Source organism: Streptacidiphilus sp. MAP12-20 (genome assembly GCF_041262525.1).
Taxonomy (GTDB): domain Bacteria; phylum Actinomycetota; class Actinomycetes; order Streptomycetales; family Streptomycetaceae; genus Streptacidiphilus.
The window spans coordinates 404,059-420,490 of the sequence record NZ_JBGCCK010000002.1; the positions used below are offsets into that span (position 1 = coordinate 404,059).

The following is a 16,432-nucleotide window of genomic DNA, read 5'->3' on the forward strand; positions in this document are numbered from 1 at the left end:
ACGCATGTGGCGCCGGGAGTCGACGAAGTGTCCGGAAATCGGGGTCGCGGCCTGACACTGTGTGCATTGCCGCAGCTCCCGGCCGCGGATAGCGTGCCCGCACCGAGCACGTCCGAGCATGGAAGCAGGTCTCCTGTGGGCACGTCCGCCACCGCCAACGGCGGTGTCTCGTTCTGGTACTCCGCCATCGGCCTCCCCGACCCCCGCTCACCACTCGACGGTTCGACGGAGGTCGACGTCGCCGTCGTCGGCGGCGGCTACACGGGGCTGTGGACGGCCTACTACCTCAAGCAGGCGGACCCTTCGCTGCGCATCGCGGTGCTTGAGCAGCGCTTCTGCGGCTACGGCGCCTCCGGCCGCAACGGCGGCTGGCTCTACAACGGCTTCGCCGGGCGCGGCGTCTTCGCCAAGCACTACGGCAAGGCGCGCGCGGTCGCGATGCAGCAGGCGATGAACGACTCGGTGGACGAGGTGCTGCGCGTCTGCGCCGCCGAGGACATCGAGGCCGACCAGGTCAAGGGCGGCGTGCTGGAGGTCGCCTACACCCCCGCGCAGGTCGAGCGGCTGGACGCCTTCGTCGCGGGCGAGCACGCCTACGGCGAGAAGGAGGTCCAGCGGCTGACCGCCGCCGAGGCGTCGGCGCGGATCGCCGTCTCCGGTGTGCTGGGCGGCAGTTGGACCCCGCACGGCGCGCGGATCCAGCCCGCGAAGCTGGTCCGCGGGCTCGCGGAGGCCGCAGAGCGGCTGGGCGTGGAGATCTACGAGCAGACGACGGTGACCGAGATCCTCCCGGCGACGGGCACCGCCCCGGCGCGCGCGGTCACCCCGCACGGGACCGTCTCGGCGCGGTACGTGCTGCGCTGCACGGAGGGCTTCACGGCGAACCTGCGCGGCGAGAAGCGCTCGTGGCTGCCGATGAACTCCTCGATGATCGTCACCGCACCGTTGCCGGCCTCGTTCTGGGACTCCGTCGGCTGGGAAGGCCGCGAAACGCTGGGCGACTTCGCGCACGCGTACATGTACGCGCAGCGGACGGCGGACGACCGGATCGCGCTGGGCGGGCGCGGCGTGCCGTACCGCTTCGGCTCACGGACGGACAACGACGGCTCGACGGCGGCGAAGACGATCGAGCAGCTGACGGAGATCCTGACCCGGTTCTTCCCGGCGGCGCGGGGCGTGACCGTGGACCACGCCTGGTCGGGTGTGCTGGGCGTGCCGCGCGACTGGTGCTCGACGGTGGCCCTGGACCGCGCGTCGGGCCTGGGCTGGGCCGGCGGCTACGTGGGCAGCGGCGTGACCACGACGAACCTGGCCGCGCGGACGCTGCGTGACCTGGTGCTGGGCGAGTCCTCGCAGCTGACGGACCTGCCGTGGGTCAACCACAGGGTGCGCCGCTGGGAGCCGGAACCCTTCCGCTGGATCGGCGTCCACGGGATGTACGCGGCGTACCACTTTGCCGATCGGCAGGAGCTTTCCGGCCGCGCGAGCACCTCACCCGTGGCACGCGTCGCCGACGTGATCTCCGGCCGTCACTGAAGGCACCACCCGAGGTTGCAGCACACTAGGGGCGCGAGGAACTGCGCGAACAACCACCCTGTGCGGATGGCCCTGCTCGCTCGGGGACTCACCACGCGGGGTGGCTTGTCGCGCAGTTCCTCGCGCCCCTGAGGCGTTGCCTGGCTGAGGCCCTGCCGAGAAGCTGAGCGCGGCTCGACGTGCGGAAGTGTCAGGTGTGTCGGACGCTTGTGGAAGGACGGATCGGGGTCCGTCCAGGCCGCAGCATTCGACACCTTGGGGTGCCCATGTCTGTCCTCCTGTGCCTGCTTGTCGCCCCGCTGGGACTGATCGTCATCCTTGGTCTCTCCTGGTTCGAGGACCACGTCCTCCGTCCTCCCGTCAGCCCCGCCGATCAGGTGGTGCAGAAGACCGTGGAGCTGCTGAAGCAGCAACGTCCGTGACCATCGCCACCCTCGCCGCCGGAGTCGCCGGTTGACGCTGCCTCCGGCGACATGGTGGGATCTTTACGCCAAACGGAGGCAAGCAGAGGAAGCCGGTGCGAATCCGGCGCGGTCCCGCCACTGTCACCGGGGAGCACCTGCGAACGACGGCCACGGCAGCGAAACGCCGCTGGAAGGCCCGCAGGTGTGTCGATCCGGAAGCCAGGAGACTCTCGCCTCCGGTTCGTCGATCCAGGGCGCGGACCCTGAGTGAGGACACGCACCGGTGTGCAGCAGCGCCTTCGCGTTCGGGGCCGCGGTGGGCTACGCCGCCGACGCCGTATTCGGCGATCCCCGACGTGGTCATCCCGTAGCGGGCTTCGGGCGCTTCGCCGCCGCGCTGGAGCGCCGGCTCTACCGGGACCACCGGGGCGCCGGGGCCGCGTACACGCTCGTCGCCGTCGGCACCGTCACCGCAGGGGCAGTTCTCGCGCAGCGCGCCGCACGCCGCTCCCCCGCCGGGCAGGCAGCCCTCGCCGCCGCGTCCGCGTGGGCCGTGCTCGGGGGCGCGTCGCTGGTGCGGGAGGCGCGCGTGATCGGGCGTGCGCTGGAGCGCGGCGACATCGACGCGGCGCGTGAGCGTTTGCCGCATCTGTGCGGTCGTGATCCGCGTTCGCTCAGTGAGAGCGAAATCGCTCGCGCTGTGGTCGAATCGGTCGGCGAGAACACCGCGGACGCCGTCGTCAACGCGCTCGTCTGGGGCGCGCTCGCGGGCGCGCCGGGGCTGCTCGCCTTTCGGGCCGTCAACACCCTGGACGCGATGGTCGGCCACCGCTCGCCGCGGCTGCTGCGCTTCGGCTGGGCCTCGGCGCGGCTGGACGACGTCGCCGGCTGGCCCGGCGCGCGGCTGACCGCGCTGCTCACCGTCGCTGCCAGCGAGGATCGGGGGCGCACCTGGCGCGTCTGGCGCCGGGACGCGGGCGCGCACCCGAGCCCGAACGCCGGGCACGCGGAGGCGGCGTTCGCAGGGGCGTTGGGCGTCCGGCTCGGGGGCACGCTCAGCTACGGGGACAGGGTGGAGCACCGTCCGGTGCTCGGTGCCGGACTGCGGCCGGTCGCGGTCGCGGACGTGGAGCGCGCGTGCCGGCTGTCGCGCCGGGTCGGCGCGCTCGCGCTGGTGGCGACGGTGACGGTGGCATGGATGAGGGGGACGCGCGGATGAACGCCGCAACAGGCGCACTGCTGGTCGCCGGGACGACCTCGGACGCGGGCAAGAGCGTGGTGACCGCAGGGATCTGCCGGTGGCTGGCCCGACAGGGCGTCAAGGTCGCGCCGTTCAAGGCGCAGAACATGTCGCTGAACTCCTTCGTGACCCTCGACGGCGCCGAGATCGGCCGCGCGCAGGCCATGCAGGCAGCAGCCGCGGGCGTCGAGCCCGCGGCGGCGATGAACCCGGTGCTGCTCAAGCCGGGCGCGGACGGCCGCAGCCAGGTCGTGGTGCTGGGCAAGCCGGTCGCCGAGGTCGGCGCGCTCGACTACCGCGAGCGCAAGCCCGCGCTGCTGCGGATCGCCCTCGACTGCCTGGCCGAGCTGCGCAGCAGCCACGACGTCGTGATCTGCGAGGGCGCCGGCTCCCCCGCGGAGATCAACCTGCGGGACCGGGACATCGCCAACATGGGCCTCGCCGTCGCCGCCGACCTGCCGGTCGTGGTGGTCGGCGACATCGACCGGGGCGGCGTCTTCGCCTCCATGTTCGGGACGCTGGCCCTGCTCTCCGCCGAGGACCAGGCGCACATCGGCGGGTGGATCGTCAACAAGTTCCGTGGCGACGTGCGGCTGCTCCAGCCTGGACTGGACATGCTGTACCGGCTGACACACCGTCCGTCGCTGGGCGTGCTGCCGATGCTGCCGGGACTCTGGCTGGACGCGGAGGACTCGCTCGATCTCGCCAGCGTCCTCGCGCGCGGCGACGCGGGTCCGCCGCTCGGCTCGGACGTGCTGCGCGTCTCGGTCGTCCGCCTGCCGCGCCTGTCGAACTTCACCGACATCGACGCGCTCGCCCAGGAGCCCGGCGTGCTGGTGCGCTGGGTGACGCGCCCGGAGGAGCTGGCCGACGCCGACCTGGTCGTGCTGCCCGGCACCCGGGCCACCGTGGCGGACCTGGCCTGGTTGCGCGAGCGCGGCCTGGAGGCCCCGCTGCGTGCCCGCGCCGAGCGCGGACTGCCGACCCTCGGCGTCTGCGGCGGGTACCAGATGCTGGCCCGGACCATCACCGACGAGGTCGAGTCTCGGGCCGGGGACGTCCCGGGGCTGGGGCTGCTGCCGGTGCGGATCCGCTTCGCCAAGGAGAAGACGCTGGCCCGGCCGATCGGCACCGCCTACGGCGAGACCGTGCACGGCTACGAGATCCACCACGGCGTCGCGACCGTCGACGGCGGCGAGCCGTGGCTCGACGGCTGCCGCGAGGGCGCGGTCTGGGGCACGACCTGGCACGGCGCGCTGGAGAACGACGGCTTCCGCCGCGCCTTCCTGCGCGAGGTCGCGGCGGTGAGCGGACGGGACTTCGTCCCCTCGCCCGACACCTGCTTCTCCGCCGCCCGCGAGGAGCGGCTGGACCGGCTCGGCGACCTGATCGAGCAGCACGCGGACACCGACGCCCTGTGGCGGCTGATCGAGGGCGGCGCCCCGCGCGACCTGCCCTTCGTGCCGCCGGGCGCGCCGTGACCGACCACCTTCATTTCGCACCATCAAGCAAGACGACCAAGGGAGTTGACCGGGTGGACCAGGACCGGGACCAGCAGCGGACGACAGAGGCGGGTACGAAGGTCCTGCTCCTGTCGACCGCAGACACGGACCTGCTCGCCGCCCGCGCCTCGGGCGCGGACTATCTGATCGGCAACCCGACCAGAACCGATGTCACCGAGGAGCTCCCCGGCCTGCTCGCGGGCGCGGACGTGGTCGTCGTGCGCCTGCTCGGCGGGCGGCGCGCCTGGGAGGACGGGCTCGCGGCGATCGCCGCGTCCGGGCTGCCGACGGTGCTGCTGGGCGGCGAGGCCGTGCCGGACGCCGAGCTGATGGGGATGTCGACCGCGCCGGCCGGTGTGGTCGCGGAAGCGCTGCGCTACCTGGTCGAGGGCGGCCCGGCCAACCTCGCCGAGCTGGCCCGGTTCCTCTCCGACACGGTGCTGCTGACCGGCGAGAGCTTCGCGGCCCCGCAGGCCATGCCGCAGTTCGGCGTTCGGGGGGACGCTGAACTGCGGCACGGACAACCGACGGTGGGCGTGCTCTTCTACCGGGCGCACGAGCTCTCCGGGAACACCGCCTTCGTGGACACGCTGTGCGCGGCGATCGAGGCGAAGGGCGGCAACGCGCTGCCGATCTTCTGCGGTTCGCTGCGCGGCGCGGACGCCGGGCTCTTCGAGCTGCTCGGGCGTTGTGACGCGGTCGTGGCGACGGTGCTGGCGGCGGGCGGGACGGTGGCCGCCGAGGCGTCGGCGGGCGGCGAGGAGGAGAGCTGGGACATCGGCGCGCTCGCCGAGCTGGACATCCCGGTCATCCAGGGCCTCTGCCTGACCTCCTCGCGCGCCGCCTGGGACGAGTCCGACGCCGCGCTCTCGCCGATGGACGCGGCGATGCAGGTGGCGATCCCGGAGTTCGACGGCCGGATCATCTCCGTGCCGTTCTCGTTCAAGGAGATCGGCGCGGACGGCATCCCCGTCTACGTCGGCGACGAGGAGCGAGCGGGGCGCGTGGCCGGGATCGCGCTCCGGCACGCGGCGCTGCGCCACAAGCCGAACGATCAGAAGAAGCTTGCGATCGTTTTCACCGCCTATCCGACCAAACACTCACGCGTGGGCAACGCGGTCGGCCTGGACACCCCGGCCTCGGCGGTGCGTCTGCTCGACGCGCTGCGCAACGCCGGCTACGCCGTCGACGGCTACCCCGACAACGGCGACGAGCTGATCCACCGCCTGATCGCCGCCGGCGGCCACGACGTGGAGTGGCTGACCGAGGAGCAGTTGCGGGCCGCTCCCGCGCGCGTGCCGCTCAAGGACTACCAGCAGTGGTTCGACGCGCTGGAGCCGGGGCTGCGCGAGGGCGTGCGCGAGCACTGGGGCGAGGCCCCCGGTCAGCTCTACGTCGACGGCGACGAGATCGTGCTGGCCTCGCTGGCGTTCGGCAACGTCGTGTTGATGATCCAACCGCCGCGCGGCTTCGGCGAGAACCCGATCGCGATCTACCACGACCCGGACCTCCCGCCCTCGCACCACTACCTGGCCGCCTACCGCTGGCTGGAAAATTCATTCGGCGCCGACGCCGTGGTCCACCTCGGCAAGCACGGCACGATGGAGTGGCTGCCGGGCAAGGGCCTCGGGCTCTCGCGCGGCTGCGCGCCGGACGCGGTGCTGGGCGAGCTGCCGCTGATCTACCCGTTCATCGTGAACGACCCCGGCGAGGGCACCCAGGCCAAGCGGCGCGGCCACGCCACCATCGTGGACCACCTGGTCCCGCCCATGGCGCGTGCCGACACCTACGGCGACCTGGCCAAGCTGGAGCAGCTGCTGGACGAGTACGCGCTCGTCAGCGATCTGGACCCGACGAAGGCCCCGGCCGTCCGCGCGCAGATCTGGACGCTGGTCAAGGCGGCCGAGCTGCACCACGACCTGCACGTGGACGAGCAGCCTGACGACGAGGCGTTCGACTCGTTCGTCATGCACATCGACGGCTACCTGTGCGAGATCAAGGACGTGCAGATCCGCGACGGCCTGCACATCCTGGGCGGCGGGCCCGTCGACGAGGCGCGGGTCAACCTGGTGCTCGCGGTGCTGCGTTCGGCGCAGATCTGGGGCGGCAAGGCCGACGCGCTGCCTGGCCTGCGGGCCGCGCTGGCGGCGCACTTCGGGCTGGTGGAGCGGGATTTGCTCGCCGAGCCGGGCGCCCTGGCAGCCGTGCCGGACGCGCTGCGCGCACTCGTGGACGGCCCGGCACGCACCGGCGCGGACGCGGTGGACCTGCTGGAGCAGCTCTGCCGTCGGCTCGCCGAGGGCATGGAGGCACGCGACTGGGCGGTCGACGCTGCGGGCGAGCTCGTCGCCGAGGTGCTGGGCGGGGAGCGGCTCGAATCCGCTGTCGCGGTACTGGAGTTCGCGGCCGAGGAGGTTGTGCCCCGACTGGCCCGCACCACCGACGAGTTGGACCACATCCTGCGCGCGCTGCGCGGCGGCTACGTCCCGGCCGGGCCGTCGGGTTCGCCGACGCGCGGGCTGGTCAACGTGCTGCCGACCGGCCGTAACTTCTACTCGGTCGACCCGAAGGCCATTCCGTCGCGCCTGAGTTGGGAGGTCGGGCAGGCGCTCGCGGACTCGCTCGTCGACCGCTACCTCCAGGACACCGGCGCGTACCCGAAGTCCGTGGGTCTGACGGTCTGGGGGACGTCGTGCATGCGCACGCAGGGCGACGACATCGCCGAGATCCTGGCCCTGCTCGGCTGCCGCCCGGTCTGGGACGACGCCTCGCGCCGCGTCACCGGCTTCGAGATCGTGCCGACGGGAGAACTCGGCCGTCCGCGCATCGACGTGACCGTCCGCATTTCCGGCTTCTTCCGCGACGCCTTCCCGCACGTCGTCGCGCTGCTGGACGACGCGGTGCAGGCGGTGGCCGCCCTGGACGAGCCGGCCGACGCCAACTACGTCCGCGCCCACGTCGACGCGGACGCCGCCGAGCACGGCGACCGGCGTAGGGCGACGGCCCGCATCTTCGGCTCGAAGCCTGGCGCGTACGGTGCCGGCCTGCTGCCTCTGATCGACGCGCGCAACTGGCGTTCGGACGCCGACCTGGCCGAGGTCTACGCGGTCTGGGGCGGCTACGCCTACGGCCGGGGTCTGGACGGGCGCGCGGCGCGCGGGGACATGGAGCAGGCGTTCCGCCGGATCTCCGTGGCGGCGAAGAACGTCGACACCCGCGAGCACGACCTGGTCGACGCGGACGACTACTTCCAGTACCACGGCGGCATGGTGGCGATGGTGCGCCACCTGACGGGTGAGTCCCCTGCGGCGTACGTCGGCGACAGCGCCGTGCCGAGCCAGATCAAGACGCGCACGCTGGGTGAGGAGACGCACCGCGTCTTCCGGGCCCGCGTGGTCAACCCGCGCTGGATGGCGGCAATGCGCCGGCACGGCTACAAGGGCGCGTTCGAGATGGCCGCGACGGTCGACTATCTCTTCGGCTACGACGCGACGGCGGGCGTGGTCGACGACTGGATGTACGAGAAGCTGGCGGCGGAGTACGTCTTCGACCCGACCAACCAGGAGTTCATGAGGAAGTCCAACCCCTGGGCGCTGCGCGGCATCACCGAACGCCTGCTGGAGGCGGCGGACCGCAAGCTCTGGGCCGAGCCGGACCAGGACACCCTGGACCAGCTGCGCGCCACCTATCTGGAGCTCGAAGGCGACCTCGAAGGGGACGACCAGTGACCGCGATCGCCATCGCCGAAGAGGCCCGCTACCCCTTCACGGCGGTCGTGGGCATGGACGACCTGCGGCTCGCGCTGCTGCTGAACGCCGTCTCGCCGCAGGTCGGCGGGGTGCTGGTGCGCGGCGAGAAGGGCACCGCCAAGTCGACCATGGTCCGGGCACTGGCCGGGCTGCTGCCCGCGATCGGCGTCGTGGCCGGTTGCCGCTTCGGCTGCGACCCGGCCGCGCCGGACCCGCAATGCCCCGACGGCCCGCACGCCGCCGACGCGGCGGCGACGCGGCGCGCCACTTCGCTGGTGGAGCTGCCGGTCGGCGTGAGCGAGGACCGGATCGTCGGCTCGCTGGACCTGGAGCGCGCGCTCGCGGAGGGCGTGAAGGCGTACGAGCCGGGGCTGCTCGCGGCCGCGCACCGGGGCGTGCTCTACATCGACGAGGTGAACCTCCTCCATGACCACCTGGTCGACCTGCTGCTCGACGCGGCCGCGATGGGCCGGTCGTACGTGGAGCGCGAGGGCGTGTCCGTGCGGCACGCGGCGCGGTTCCTGCTGGTCGGGACCATGAACCCGGAGGAGGGCGAACTGCGGCCGCAGCTCCTTGACCGCTTCGGGCTGACCGTCGAGATCGCGGCGACGCGCGAGCCGGAACAGCGGGCGGAGGTCGTGCGGCGGCGGCTCGCCTACGATGCCGATCCGGACGGCTTCGCCGCGCGCTGGCAGGACGAGGAGCGGGCGCTGGCCGCGCGGATCGTCGCCGCGCGGGCGCTGCTGCCGCAGGTCGTGCTGGGCGATGCGGCGCTGCGTCAGATCACCGCGGTCTGTGCGGCGTTCGAGGTGGATGGGCTGCGCGCGGACATCGTGATGGCGCGGACGGCGGTCGCGCTGGCGGCGTGGGACGGGCGGACGCAGGTGCTGGCGGAGGACGTGCGGATCGCCGCGCAGCTCGCGCTGCCGCACCGGCGGCGGCGCAACCCCTTCGACGCGCCTGGCCTGGACGAGGAGAGGCTGGACGAGACGCTCCAGCAGCACGCGGGCCAAGAGCCGGAGTCGGAGTCGGATCCGGACGGCGACCCAGACGGGGACGGCCCCGACGACAGCGGTCCGGACGACAGCGGTCCGGACAACGGCGGAGGGGGCGGCGGCCAGGACGGGCCGGGCGAATCCGAGCTGCCCTCGGCGACGGACAGCGAGCCGACCCCGGCTGACACACCGTCGGACTCCCCCGCACCGCAGTCCGCGAGCGCGCCCGCGCCGCGTGAGGTCGCGCCGGTCGCGGCCGACCAGCCCTACCGGACGCGGCTGTTCAAGGTCCCCGGCACCGGGCAGGGCGTCCAGGGCCGCCGCTCGCGCGCGGAGACCGACAGCGGGCACACGATCCGCTCCGCCCGCCCCAACGGCGCGCTCCAGCGGCTGCACCTGGCCGCCACCGTGCAGGCCGCCGCGCCGCACCAGCTCGCGCGTGGGCGCAGCGGGCGGGCCTTGGTGTTGCGCAAGGACGACTTCCGGCAGCAGGTGCGAGAGGGGCGCGAGGGCAACCTCGTCCTCTTCGTCGTGGACGCCTCGGGCTCGATGGCGGCGCGGCAGCGGATGTCGGCGGTCAAGGGCGCGGTGCTGTCGCTGCTGATGGACGCCTACCAGCGCCGGGACAAGATCGGGATGATCTCCTTCCGGGGCAGCGGCGCCGAGCTGGTGCTGCCGCCGACCTCCTCGGTCGAGGCGGGCGCGGCACGGCTGGAGCTGCTGCCCACGGGCGGGCGGACGCCCCTCGCGGCCGGGCTGCTGCGCGCACACGAGACGCTGCGCGTCGAGCGGCTGCGCGACCCGATGCGGCGGCCCCTGGTCGTGCTGGTGACGGACGGACGGGCGACGGGAGCGCGCACGGCGCTGGACGAGGCGCGGCGCGCCGCCGGGCTGCTGGCTGCGGCCGGGACGGCGAGTGTCGTGGTGGACTGCGAGAGCGGTCCGGTGCGCCTCGGGCTCGCGGCCGAGCTGGCCACACACCTTTCGGCCCCGGCCGTGAAGCTGGACGAACTCCGCGCGGACACCATGACCTCCCTCGTGAGGACGATGCAGAAAGAGGCGGCCTAGCCATGCCCCAGGGACAGCCGACCAGCGTTCCCGACGACGGCCTGACCACGCGTCAGCGCCGCACCCAGCCCGTGCTCGCGGTCCACACCGGCCCCGGGAAGGGCAAATCCACGGCCGCGTTCGGGATGGCGCTGCGCGCCTGGAACCAGGGCTGGCCGATCGGGGTGTTCCAGTTCGTCAAGTCCGCCAAGTGGAAGGTCGGCGAGGAGCACGCGCTCAAGGTGCTCGGCGCGAGCGACGAGGGCGGGACGGTCGCCTGGCACAAGATGGGCGAGGGCTGGTCCTGGGTGCAGCGCGAGATCGCCGAGAGCGAGGACGCGGCGCGCGAGGGCTGGGAGCAGGTCAAGCGCGACCTGGCCGCCGAGACCTACCGCTTCTACGTGCTGGACGAGTTCACCTACCCGATGCACTGGGGCTGGATCGACGTGGACGAGGTGCTGTCGGTCCTCGCCGAGCGTCCTGGCTCACAGCATGTCGTGATCACCGGCCGGTACGCGCCCGAGAAGCTGGTGGCTGCGGCGGACCTGGTGACGGAGATGACCAAGGTCAAGCACCCGATGGACGCGGGCCGCAAGGGGCAGCGGGGCATCGAGTGGTAGCCGTGCCGCGCGTCGTGCTGGCCGCGCCCGCCTCGGGCACGGGCAAGACGACGGTGGCCACCGGCCTGATGGCGGCGCTGACCGCGCGCGGGCTGCGGGTCTCGCCGCACAAGGTCGGCCCGGACTACATCGACCCCGGCTACCACGCGCTGGCGACGGGGCGACCCGGCCGCAATCTCGACGCGTTCATGAGCGGGCAGGAGCGGATCGCGCCGCTGTTCCGCCATGCCGCGGAAGGCGCGGACGTGGCGGTGGTCGAGGGCGTGATGGGCCTGTTCGACGGCGCGGCGCAGCGCGGCGAGCTGGCCTCGACGGCGCACGTGGCGAAGCTGCTGCGGGCACCGGTGGTGCTGGTGGTGGACGCGTCCTCGCAGAGCCGGTCGGTGGCCGCGCTCGTGCACGGATTCGCGTCCTGGGATCCGCAGGTGCGGATCGGCGGGGTGATTCTGAACCGGGTCGCCTCCGACCGGCACGAGCTGCTGCTGCGGGAGGCGCTGGAGGAGGGCGGCGGCGTGCCGGTGCTCGGCGCGCTGCGGCGCAGCGATGCGGTCGCGACGCCGAGCCGGCACCTGGGGCTGGTGCCCGCGGTCGAGCGGGACGCGGAGGCACTGCGGGCGGTCCGCGAGATGGGCGAGCTGGTCGCGGCGGGCGTGGACCTGGACGCGGTGCTGGCGCTGGCGCGCAGCGCTCCGGACCTGAGCGAGCCCGCGTGGAGCGCGCACGACGAGATCGCCGCTCTCGGTTCGGACGCCCCGTCAGGGACGCGGCCGGTGGTCGCGCTCGCGGGCGGAGCGGCGTTCTCGTTCTCCTACGCGGAGAACGCCGAGCTGCTGGCCGCCGCCGGGGCGGAGGTCGTGGCGTTCGATCCACTGCATGACGAGAAGCTGCCCGAGGGAACATCAGCGCTGGTCATCGGCGGCGGCTTCCCCGAGGTCTACGCCGCCGAGCTCTCCGCGAACCGGGCGCTCCGCGACGAGATCACCGCTCTCGCGCAGTCCGGAGCACCGATCTCGGCGGAGTGCGCCGGTCTGCTCTACCTCTGCCGCGCGCTGGACGGGCAGCCCATGTGCGGGGTCCTCGACACGGAGGCGTGCATGTCGCCGCGGCTCACCCTCGGCTACCGCGAGGCCGTAGCGCTCAGCGACAGCCCCCTCGCCCAGGCCGGTACGCGCCTTCCCGGCCACGAGTTCCACCGCACCGTCACCGCCCCGGGCAGCGGCCCCGCCCCCGCCTGGGGCTGGCGCACCCACGACGGGCGGCTGACCACGGAGGGATTCACCTCCCCGTCCCTGCACGCCTCCTACCTCCACCTGCACTGGACGGCGGCCCCGTCCGTCGCCGCCCGCCTGGTCGAGCACGCCGCGCGCCACGCGCGAGAATGACCACCATGACGCGCAAGACCACCCAGCAGCCCACGCCGCCCGCCACCTGCCCCTGCGGTAGTCCCCGCCCCTACGCGGACTGCTGCGGCCCCCTGCACGCGGGCACGGCCCAGGCCGGGACGGCGGAGCAGCTGATGCGCTCGCGCTTCGCCGCGTTCGCCACGCACGACGAGGCGTACCTGCTGCGCAGCTGGGCCCCTGAGACGCGTCCCGCCCGCGTCGAGTTCGACCCGGCGCTGCGCTGGGAGCGCCTGGAGATCCTCGGCAGCACCGAGGGCGGCCCGTTCCACGCGGAGGGCACGGTCGAGTTCCGCGCCCACTACCGCGAGGGCCGCACGCCCGGCACGCTGCACGAGAACAGCCGCTTCCGCCGCGAAGCCGGCGCCTGGGTCTACGTCGACGGCGACATCCGCGACTGATCGGGCGCGCTGCGGACCGGTGGGACCGGTGTCCGACTCCGGGCCCGGCCGGGCGTTCCCGCGTGCTTTCATGGAAGGCGTGGGGGGTCACGCCCGTGAGCCGCGCCCGTGGTCCGGACAGCGCCGACGCCACGGGGCGGTAGCCGTTGCCGCCTTCCTGGCCCTGGGCTGCCTGCTGGCCCTGCTGCGGTCGGGCGACGGCTCCGCGGCCGGCGGGCAGGGCCTGCTGACCTCCCCGACCACCGCGGACACCGCACCCGGTTGGGGCCTGACCCACACCCAGTACAGCGCCGACAACGGCGACCCGACGGCGGACGCGGCCGCCCAGGCGCTGCTCGCCCAGAGTCAGTCGGCCCAGAGTCAGTCGGCCCGGACTCCGCTCGCCCAGGACCAGGCCATGATGGGCTGGGGCGCGGACAACCCCGAGCCCTCACCCGGTGTCTACGACTTCACGCGTCTCGACTCGCGAATCCGGATGATCACGCGGAGCGGCGGCCGTCCGGTGATCACGCTCTGCTGCGCGCCCGACTGGATGAAGGGCGGTCCGGTGGGCCGCACCGACTGGTCGCGCCTGGAGACGGCTCCCTCCGCCGATCACTACGCCGACTTCGCCGCCCTCGCCGCGACCGTGGCGCGCCGCTACCCGCAGGTCCACGACTTCGTCGTGTGGAACGAGTTCAAGGGCTTCTTCGACAACGGCTCCGGACAGTGGGACGCGGCGGCGTACACGGCGCTCTACAACGAGGTCTACCGGGCGATCAAGGCGGTGAGCCCCGGGATCGCGGTCGGCGGCCCCTACCTCCCGATGGACAGCTTCCCGCTCGGCTCGGAGACCTACGCCTCGGCGGTGAGCGGTCGCTGGGGCACGCTGGACCAGCGGGTGGTCACCGCCTTCGACTACTGGCTGCAGCACAAGGCGGGCGCCGACTTCGTCGTGGTCGACGGCTCGACGGTGCCGAAGGACGGTGCCCCGGCCCCTGATCCGTTCGCGGCGACGGAGAAGTTCACCGCCGTCAGTCGCTGGCTGCGGGACCGGACGACGCTGCCGCTGTGGTGGGCGGAGTGGTACGTGGAGCCGCCCAACTCCGGCTGGAACGAGCCCTATCGGGACGCCGTGCTCGCCAGCGGCATGATCGCGCTCGCCGAGGCCCGTGTGTCCGCGGCCTTCTACTGGAATCCGGAGACGAATTCCGCCGACTGCCCCGGCTGCCTGTGGAGCGCGTCGGGCGCGCCGCTGCCGCCGCTGGCACTGCTGCGCGGCTTCGCACGATGGTTCCCGCCCTCGGTGGCGCCGGTGCCCGTCGCGGTGGCGGACCCGCGCGTGCGGGTGCTCGCTCAGGCGGCCGAGGGGGTGGCGGTGAACACCACGGGCGGGCCGCTTCGCACCACAGTGGACGGCCGATCGATGAGCCTCGGCCCGTACCAGATCCTCTGGTTCGCCCGGTAGTCGCAGCGCTGCCCCACTCAACGCAGCGTCAAGAACCGTTCCACAAACGTCAGCAGGAAGCCGCAGACCAGCGCTCCGGCCAGTCCCCCGAACGCCCACCGTCGACGCCCGGCCCACGCGCCAGTCCGCAGCCGGACCACCTCGTGCCACAGCAGCAGCGGCACCAGCACGCCCAGCAGCCCGGCCTCGGCCAGGGTCCAGCCGGTCCAGCGCAGCACCGGGCCGATCGGGCCCGCGCCGATGTCGCGCGGGGCCCGTCCGGCGGGCTCCCGCGCCAGCCGGTAGAGCGCCGCGTCCGGGGTGCTGACCACGACGACGAGGCGAGGGTCCGCGTCCAGTGAGGCCCGGCTGCGGGCGTACCAGTCGGCGGGGTAGCCGTCGTTGGCGGTGAGGTCAGCGCCCTCGGCGCGGGTGAGGACGAGATAGCTCTGCGGACCCGCCTTCTGCAGCGCCGATTCCCACGCGTCCACCGCCGCAGGGTCGGGCGGAGCGGCGGTGCCCACGTACGCGACGGTGTCCATCGCCCGTTGGTTCCACGGGATGGCGGGCGTGGTGGTCGGATTGCCGACCGGTCCGGGATAGAGCACCCGCGCGCTCGGCGAGGCGTGCTGGTAGACCCAGCCGAGCGCGGCGACCTCGCCGCCGGTGACCCGCTCGAACTGCTCGTTGCCGTAGCGAGCCACCCCGAACGCAGCGACCGCGACCACCGCCCAGACCGTCACCAGCGCGGCCGTCCACCACGGCGGACGCGGTCTCCGCTCCTCCACCGGGTAGAAGAAGAGCGCCGCCAGCGCCGCCACGCCCGGCAGCGCGAAGAGGAAGACGCGCAGCGCGATCTCGCCGCCGTAGCTCTGCATGCCCAGCGTGAAGAACGGCATGAGCGCCAGCACCGGGAGCACCCGGTCCCCGCGCCCCGCCGTGCGACCGGCGCGCCGACCGCGCCACCACCCCAACACCGCAAGCCCGAACCAGCCCCCGCTCAGCAACACGCGCAGATAGAGGACGGCTTGATGGGCCGGGTCGCCCTTCACCCGACCGGCCACGCCGCTGCTGACGTTGCCGCCCAACTGCCCCATGCCGCCGAAGATCGTGCTCAGGTGTCCGGACCAGAAGCCCTCCGCCTCCAGGCTGATCCACGCCAGCGCCACCACCGCCAACAGCACGGGGAACCAGAAGCTCAGCGTCGTCCGCCGCGTCAGCCAGAGCATGCCCACGGCCGCGATCATCACGAACGGCGTCAACTGGTGTGCGGCGACCGCCGCGAGGAAGAGCACGACCAACAGGCCCAGCAGCAGCGCCCGTTCGAGCGGGCTGCCCTCCCGGCTGCCGTCACCTTCGGCCGGCCCGTCGGCGCGTCCTCCGGTCCGGCGGAAGACGCTCACCAACACCGCCACGAAGCAGAGATAGAGCGCGTAGCTGAACGCCTGCGGGGAGAAATAGTCCTGGCCGACCCAGGAGGCCACCACGAAGAACCAGAGCGCGCACCAGCGGGCCCGCCGTGGCAACTCCAGTGCACGCAGCAGGACGGTCAGCGCGGCCAGGCAGAGGAGCTGCGAGCCGACCTGGCTCCACTGAAGCACCGGCAGCGGGTTGTCGATCCCACCCACCCGCAGCAGCAGCGCCGCCAGCCCGAAGAAGCCGGGCCAGCTGAAGCGGGCGTCCCAGAGCGGCAGGGTGTGCCCGGTGCGTTCGATGTAGTCGACGAAGCCGAGGTGCTGCCAGGCGGTCGGGAAGCGCGGCAGCGGCTCGACCAGCGCCGCCGCGCCGTGCAGGGCGAGCACGATGGCGAGCAACAGGAAGAGTTGGAGCCGCGGCCGGTCGACCGCGCCGTTGAGCGCCAGGAAGAACAGAGCGCCGAGCGCCATCGCCGCGGCCAACGCCACGGGCGGCAGCGCGGAGACGAGGCCGAGCCCGCCCATGCGGTCGAGGTCGCCGCCGGTCACCCCCGCCATGCCCACCAGATAGGCGACGAGCGCGGCGAGGGCAGCGGCCCAGAGCGCGACCGTCGCCGGACGCGGACGGCGTGGCGACGCACCGGCGGCCCGGTCCGGCTCGGCGTCGAGGCTGACGGGAGGTGCGGTCACGGGCGTC

General features: G+C 73.3%; 11 protein-coding genes and 1 riboswitch. Of the genes, 10 read left to right on the forward strand and 1 reads right to left on the reverse strand.

Annotated elements, in window-relative coordinates:
• Positions 1-135: 135 nt before the first annotated feature.
• The 10 genes from ABIA32_RS04065 (at position 136) to ABIA32_RS04110 (ending at position 14,341) form a co-directional block, all read left to right on the forward strand.
• Positions 136-1,536, forward strand: coding sequence for an NAD(P)/FAD-dependent oxidoreductase (locus tag ABIA32_RS04065; protein ID WP_370092386.1), 1,401 nt, complete (start codon positions 136-138; stop codon positions 1,534-1,536).
• Between the two features lie 266 nt (positions 1,537-1,802).
• A complete protein-coding gene (locus ABIA32_RS04070) occupies positions 1,803-1,958 on the forward strand; it encodes a hypothetical protein (RefSeq protein ID WP_370092387.1) in 156 nt (51 codons plus the stop codon).
• Between the two features lie 38 nt (positions 1,959-1,996).
• Positions 1,997-2,190, forward strand: a riboswitch (cobalamin riboswitch).
• A 33-nt stretch (positions 2,191-2,223) separates the two neighbouring features.
• Positions 2,224-3,159 carry a cobalamin biosynthesis protein gene (locus ABIA32_RS04075; RefSeq protein ID WP_370092388.1) on the forward strand — a complete coding sequence of 312 codons (936 nt, stop codon included), beginning with the start codon at positions 2,224-2,226 and terminating at the stop codon, positions 3,157-3,159.
• Positions 3,156-4,661, forward strand: coding sequence for a cobyric acid synthase (locus ABIA32_RS04080; protein ID WP_370092389.1), 1,506 nt, complete (start codon positions 3,156-3,158; stop codon positions 4,659-4,661). The genes ABIA32_RS04075 and ABIA32_RS04080 overlap by 4 nt, the downstream gene beginning before the upstream one ends.
• A gap of 110 nt (positions 4,662-4,771) precedes the next feature.
• On the forward strand, positions 4,772-8,410 hold the full coding sequence (gene cobN / locus ABIA32_RS04085) for a cobaltochelatase subunit CobN (RefSeq protein ID WP_370092460.1): 3,639 nt from the start codon (positions 4,772-4,774) through the stop codon (positions 8,408-8,410).
• Between the two features lie 53 nt (positions 8,411-8,463).
• The gene (locus ABIA32_RS04090) at positions 8,464-10,494 is read left to right on the forward strand and encodes a putative cobaltochelatase (protein ID WP_370092461.1); all 2,031 of its coding nucleotides are present in this window, start codon (positions 8,464-8,466) and stop codon (positions 10,492-10,494) included.
• A gap of 2 nt (positions 10,495-10,496) precedes the next feature.
• Positions 10,497-11,093, forward strand: coding sequence for a cob(I)yrinic acid a,c-diamide adenosyltransferase (cobO, locus tag ABIA32_RS04095; RefSeq protein ID WP_370092390.1), 597 nt, complete (start codon positions 10,497-10,499; stop codon positions 11,091-11,093).
• Complete coding sequence (locus tag ABIA32_RS04100) at positions 11,087-12,475, forward strand: cobyrinate a,c-diamide synthase (protein ID WP_370092391.1); 1,389 nt, start codon at positions 11,087-11,089, stop codon at positions 12,473-12,475. The genes cobO and ABIA32_RS04100 overlap by 7 nt, the downstream gene beginning before the upstream one ends.
• Before the next feature lie 5 nt (positions 12,476-12,480).
• Positions 12,481-12,894, forward strand: a complete 414-nt coding sequence (locus tag ABIA32_RS04105; RefSeq protein WP_370092392.1) for a YchJ family protein — start codon at positions 12,481-12,483, stop codon at positions 12,892-12,894.
• Positions 12,895-12,964: 70 nt separating this feature from the next.
• A complete protein-coding gene (locus ABIA32_RS04110) occupies positions 12,965-14,341 on the forward strand; it encodes a xylan 1,4-beta-xylosidase (protein ID WP_370092393.1) in 1,377 nt (458 codons plus the stop codon).
• Between the two features lie 17 nt (positions 14,342-14,358).
• Here the strand turns inward: ABIA32_RS04110 and ABIA32_RS04115 are convergent, their stop codons facing one another.
• Positions 14,359-16,425: a hypothetical protein gene (locus ABIA32_RS04115; protein ID WP_370092394.1), complete on the reverse strand. Its 2,067-nt coding sequence runs from the start codon at positions 16,423-16,425 to the stop codon at positions 14,359-14,361.
• Positions 16,426-16,432: the final 7 nt, after the last annotated feature.

What these genes read in the sequence shown, in the direction of transcription:
- ABIA32_RS04070 (WP_370092387.1), top strand. Translation starts at nt 1,803, where the DNA reads ATGTCTGTCCTCCTGTGCCTGCTTGTCGCCCCGCTGGGACTGATCGTC.
- ABIA32_RS04080 (WP_370092389.1), top strand. Translation starts at nt 3,156, where the DNA reads ATGAACGCCGCAACAGGCGCACTGCTGGTCGCCGGGACGACCTCGGAC.
- ABIA32_RS04090 (WP_370092461.1), top strand. Translation starts at nt 8,464, where the DNA reads ATGGACGACCTGCGGCTCGCGCTGCTGCTGAACGCCGTCTCGCCGCAG.
- cobO (WP_370092390.1), top strand. Translation starts at nt 10,497, where the DNA reads ATGCCCCAGGGACAGCCGACCAGCGTTCCCGACGACGGCCTGACCACG.
- ABIA32_RS04105 (WP_370092392.1), top strand. Translation starts at nt 12,481, where the DNA reads ATGACGCGCAAGACCACCCAGCAGCCCACGCCGCCCGCCACCTGCCCC.
- ABIA32_RS04110 (WP_370092393.1), top strand. Translation starts at nt 12,965, where the DNA reads ATGGAAGGCGTGGGGGGTCACGCCCGTGAGCCGCGCCCGTGGTCCGGA.